A 4681-nucleotide genomic window follows, 5' to 3' on the forward strand; every position below is an offset into this window, starting at 1 on the left:
CTTGCACCCTGGGGTCTCCCAGCTGCAGTCCAAGGCTCACAAGCAGATCGGATCGCTGGGCGGCGGCAATCACTTCATCGAAGTCTGCCTCGACCAGGACGACGCCGTCTGGATTCTGCTGCACTCCGGTTCGCGCAATATCGGCAAGGAACTCGCCGAGCGGCACATGGCGGTGGCCCGCGCGCTGCCGCACAACCAGTCGCTGCCGGATCGCGATCTGGCCGTCTTCGTCTCCGGGACAGCGGAAATGGACGCCTACCGGCGCGACCTCACCTGGGCGCAGGAATACGCCGCGCGTAATCGTGCGGTGATGCTGTCGCTGGTGTGCCGTGCGGTACGCGATGAATTCGCCGGGCGCGAGGTGCGTTTCGACGAGCCCATTTCCTGTCATCACAACTATGTGGCCGAGGAGATCATCGACGGTGAGCCGATGCTGGTGACCCGTAAGGGCGCGGTGCGGGCCGGATCCGGTGAACTCGCGTTGATTCCGGGTTCGATGGGGACGCGGTCGTATGTGGTGCGTGGCAAGGGGAATCCGGCGTCGTTCCAGTCGGCCTCGCACGGTGCGGGGCGGCGATTGAGCCGGTCGGCGGCCAAGCGGCAGTTCACGGTCGCGGATCTGGTCGCGCAGACCGAGGGTGTGGAATCGCGTAAGGACGCGGGCGTGGTCGATGAGATCCCGGCCGCGTACAAGGACATCGATCAGGTGATCGCGGCACAGGCCGATCTGGTCGAGGTGGTGGCGACGCTGCGGCAGGTGCTGTGCGTGAAGGGCTGATTCATGGTCGGCTGTCTGTGTTGCCCATCGAACCTGTCGGAGGTGTACGGCACGATAGGCGCATGACCTCACCCGCAGGCAACGATGTGCTCGACCTGACGGCTCCTGACCTGCGCGAACGAGCCGAACAGCTGCTTCGTGAGCTCGCCGGACCCGATGCGCGGCTGCGGGAAGATCAGTGGATCGCGATCGAAGCGCTGGTGGTGCAGCGCAGACGGGCGCTGGTCGTGCAACGGACCGGGTGGGGTAAGTCGGCGGTGTACTTCATCGCGGCCAAGTTGCTGCGCGGAGCGGGGCGTGGGCCGACGGTGATCGTGTCGCCGTTGCTGGCGTTGATGCGCAACCAGGTGGCGGCCGCCGAGCGCGCCGGGGTGGTGGCGGCCACGATCAACTCGGGCAACGTCACCGAGTGGGACGAGATCCATCAGCTGGTGGCCGACGGTGCGGTCGACGTGCTGCTGGTGAGCCCGGAACGGTTGAACAACCCCGACTTTCGCGATCAGGTGCTGCCGCGCCTTGCTGCCGACGCCGGGCTGGTCGTCATCGACGAAGCGCACTGTGTATCGGACTGGGGCCACGACTTCCGGCCCGACTACCGCCGCATCCGCACGTTGATCGCCGACCTCGGGTCGGAGGTGCCGGTCCTGGCGACCACCGCGACCGCCAACGACCGGGTGGTCACCGACGTGGCCGGACAGATCGGCACCGATACGTTGGTGCTGCGCGGCACTTTGGATCGCGAATCACTGCACCTGTCGGTGGTGCGGTTCGACGACGCGGTGCAGCGCACGGCGTGGCTCGGCGAACAGCTGCATCGGATGCCGGGCTCGGGCATCATCTACTGCCTCACGGTCGCGGCGGCCAACGATCTGGCCGACCTGCTGAATTCACACGGCCACACCGTCGCCGCCTATACCGGCCAGACCGACCCGGCCGAACGCGAGGTGCTCGAGGCCGCGCTACTGAACAACGAGGTGAAGGCGTTGATCGCGACGTCGGCACTGGGCATGGGTTTCGACAAGCCGGATCTCGGATTCGTCGTGCACGTCGGTGCGCCGTCCTCGCCGATCGCCTACTACCAGCAGGTCGGTCGCGCGGGGCGCGGTACCGAACGCGCCGAGGTGGTCCTGCTGCCCGGCCCCGAGGACGCGCGGATCTGGAGCTACTTCGCCTCCGTTGCCTTCCCGCGTGAACACATCGTGCGCTCGGTGCTCGCCGCGCTGGACACCGACCGGGCGATGTCGACGGTGGCGCTCGAACCGCTCGTCGAGCTGAACCGATCGCGTCTCGAGATGGTGCTGAAGGTGCTCGACGTCGACGGCGCCGTGCGCCGGGTGCGCGGCGGGTGGCTCTCGACCGGCCAGGACTGGACCTACGACACCGAGCGCTACGAGGGCCTGGCCGCGGCACGCGACGCCGAACAACAGGCGATGATCGATTATCAGTCGACGGCGTCGTGCCGGATGACCTTCCTGCGCCGCCAACTCGACGACCCCGGCCTGGGCGGGCTCGCGACAGCGGAGCTGGATTGCGGCCGCTGCGACAACTGCACCGGCACCCGTGCCGACACCACCGTCGACGACGCCGCGATCGCCGCGACCCGAGCCCGCCTCGATCGTCCCGGCCTCGACCTCGCCCCCCGCAAACAGTGGCCCAGCGGCATGGCGAAATTGGGAATCCCGTTGTCGGGCAAGATCTCCGGTGGTGCCGAGACCGGCCGTGTCCTCGGCCGACTCACCGACCTGGGCTGGGGAATGCGGCTACGCGCCCTGCTCGACGCCACCGACGCACCGGTCCCCGACGCGGTCTTCGACGCCTGCGTCGCGGTACTGCGTGACTGGACCTGGACCACCCGTCCCACCTCGGTGCTGGCTCTCGAATCCCCCCGATACCCCCAGCTCACCGCCAGTCTCGCCGAACGCCTGGCCCAGATCGGCCGACTCGACAACCTCGGCACCCTCCGCACCAGACCCGACCGTCCCCCGGTCTCGGCGGCGAACTCCGCCCATCGGGTCGCCGGGCTGTTCGACTCCTGGGAGATCCCCGACCTGTCCGGGGTCGACGGACCGATCCTGCTCGTCGACACCCTCACCGACACCGGCTGGACCATGACCGTCGCCGCCCATGCCCTGCGCACCAGCGGCGCCGACGCCGTCCTCCCCTTCGCCCTGGCTACCCCGACCTGACCCGGCCCGAGCTCCCCGACCCCGAGGGGCGGCCGGGTCGCCCCTCGGAGCCGCGAACACGTGTGCCCCGGCGCGCCGAAAACACAGCCCAACACGCCGCCCAGATTGTGGGCACCCATCACCACCAGTGCTTGAATGCGCCTATGACCAGGACCACATTTGCTCGAACCCTGATGGCCGTTGCCGCGGGCTGTGCGGCCGGATTCACCCTCTTGACCGTTCCCGCCCAGGCGTCGAACGAGAACCCGCTCGACTGCGCCGGCGTCCCCGGCGCCCAGGCCGCCGCCGACCGTGAGAGCGCGATCCGCGGCATCGCCATCACGCCGCTGTGCTTCAGCGGCGGGCTCTACAGCGGCGTCCACGCCGGTATCCCCCTGGCGGTGCTCAATCCGTTGACGATGCCGGGCACCGCGAGCGTGTGCGTCGCCGAACGCGAAACCGTCGAGGCGGCAGCGAGATTCGAATGGACCGACCGGGTCCACGTGATGCCGATGTGCATCCAGAATCGGGCGTTCGGCGTGTACGAGCTGTAGCTCGCCCCGCACGGAGCGGTCCGCACGGAGTCGATCCGTGCGGACTTTTTTTGCCCCTTGCCCTATACGTATACATCTACTTATAGTGAGTCGGACGGAACGAGTACCGCTACCGCACAACTGAACACAGACCCACGACGACGGCCCGAAACGCAGGGCACGCCGCTCGTATACCCATGCCCACATGCGCACTGCCTTATCAAATCGGAGCAATCGATGACCATCGAACCCGCATACGACACTGCCGTAGACACCACCGAGCCGAACACCGACAACGACGGGTTCGCCCCGGTGCTCGTCAAGGTCGGTCCAGGTGGCGGCCGCACCCAGCGCTTCACCGGCCGCGAGGTCGGCCGGTCACGCCGGGTAACCCGCAAGGCCATCGAAACAGTCCGGGTCTACCTGACCCGCAAGGGCAACTTCCTGGTGCACAAGCAGACCTCCGCATGGTCGGACTACAACGAGCTCGGCGACTGGACCGTGGACTGGAAGAACTGGCGCTCGATCCTCGGCAAGGGCGAGCAGAGCTGGGGCGACTACACCACCGAGGTCGTCGATTCGCTCGACGCTGTGCGCCCACTGGTCTCCCCGAAGGTGCACCTGATGATCGTCGACCGCGTCCAGCACCCGCGCAACCACGACCTCGACATCTGACCAGCCGGGCCGGGAAAGGACCTACCACTATGTTCGCCAGACTGGGACGCGTCGTCGTCCACCATCCCTGGAAAGTGATCGGGCTGTGGGTGCTCGCGATCGTCGCCGTGTTGTCGACGGCGCCGACGCTCACCGCGACGACCGACCAATCCGAGTTCCTGCCTTCGCATTACGAGTCGATCCAGGCGATGAAGTTGCAGGAGCAGGCATTTCCGCACCATTCCGCGCCCGCCGCGCTCATCGTGATGGTCCGCGCGGACGGCGCGGCGCTCACCGACGACGACTCGACTACGGTCGACGCGGCAGCGGCAGCGTTGACTGCACGCAATATCAAGGGGGTCACCGGCATTCAGGTGACACCACCGTCGGAGAATCGCCTGGTTCAGGTCGTCGCGGTGCAGATGACCAAGCTCACCGACGCCGCCGACAAGACGCAGGGCGAGGCGGTGAAGAGCCTGCGCGAACAGCTGAAGGAACAGGTGCGTGACACCGGGTTGAAGGCAGGCATCACCGGCACCGCGGCACAGACC

5 protein-coding genes are annotated in these 4681 nt (G+C 67.5%); all 5 read left to right on the forward strand.

Annotated elements, in window-relative coordinates:
* The coding region (locus ACFWF3_RS24855) for an RtcB family protein (RefSeq protein WP_379315605.1) at positions 1-778 on the forward strand (778 nt) is incomplete at its 5' end.
* 62 nt (positions 779-840) lie between these two features.
* Positions 841-2964 (forward strand): RecQ family ATP-dependent DNA helicase, encoded by a 2124-nt coding sequence (locus tag ACFWF3_RS24860; RefSeq protein WP_379315607.1) that lies wholly within the window; start codon positions 841-843, stop codon positions 2962-2964.
* 143 nt (positions 2965-3107) lie between these two features.
* Positions 3108-3497: a hypothetical protein gene (locus ACFWF3_RS24865; RefSeq protein ID WP_378637387.1), complete on the forward strand. Its 390-nt coding sequence runs from the start codon at positions 3108-3110 to the stop codon at positions 3495-3497.
* A 216-nt stretch (positions 3498-3713) separates the two neighbouring features.
* Positions 3714-4151: an EXLDI protein gene (locus ACFWF3_RS24870; RefSeq protein WP_379315609.1), complete on the forward strand. Its 438-nt coding sequence runs from the start codon at positions 3714-3716 to the stop codon at positions 4149-4151.
* 29 nt (positions 4152-4180) lie between these two features.
* The coding region (locus ACFWF3_RS24875; protein WP_379315611.1) for an MMPL family transporter at positions 4181-4681 on the forward strand (501 nt) is incomplete at its 3' end.

The organism is Nocardia sp. NPDC060220, from assembly GCF_042727815.1.
GTDB lineage: Bacteria > Actinomycetota > Actinomycetes > Mycobacteriales > Mycobacteriaceae > Nocardia.

What these genes read in the sequence shown, in the direction of transcription:
- ACFWF3_RS24870 (WP_379315609.1), top strand. Translation starts at nt 3,714, where the DNA reads ATGACCATCGAACCCGCATACGACACTGCCGTAGACACCACCGAGCCG.
- ACFWF3_RS24860 (WP_379315607.1), top strand. Translation starts at nt 841, where the DNA reads ATGACCTCACCCGCAGGCAACGATGTGCTCGACCTGACGGCTCCTGAC.
- ACFWF3_RS24865 (WP_378637387.1), top strand. Translation starts at nt 3,108, where the DNA reads ATGACCAGGACCACATTTGCTCGAACCCTGATGGCCGTTGCCGCGGGC.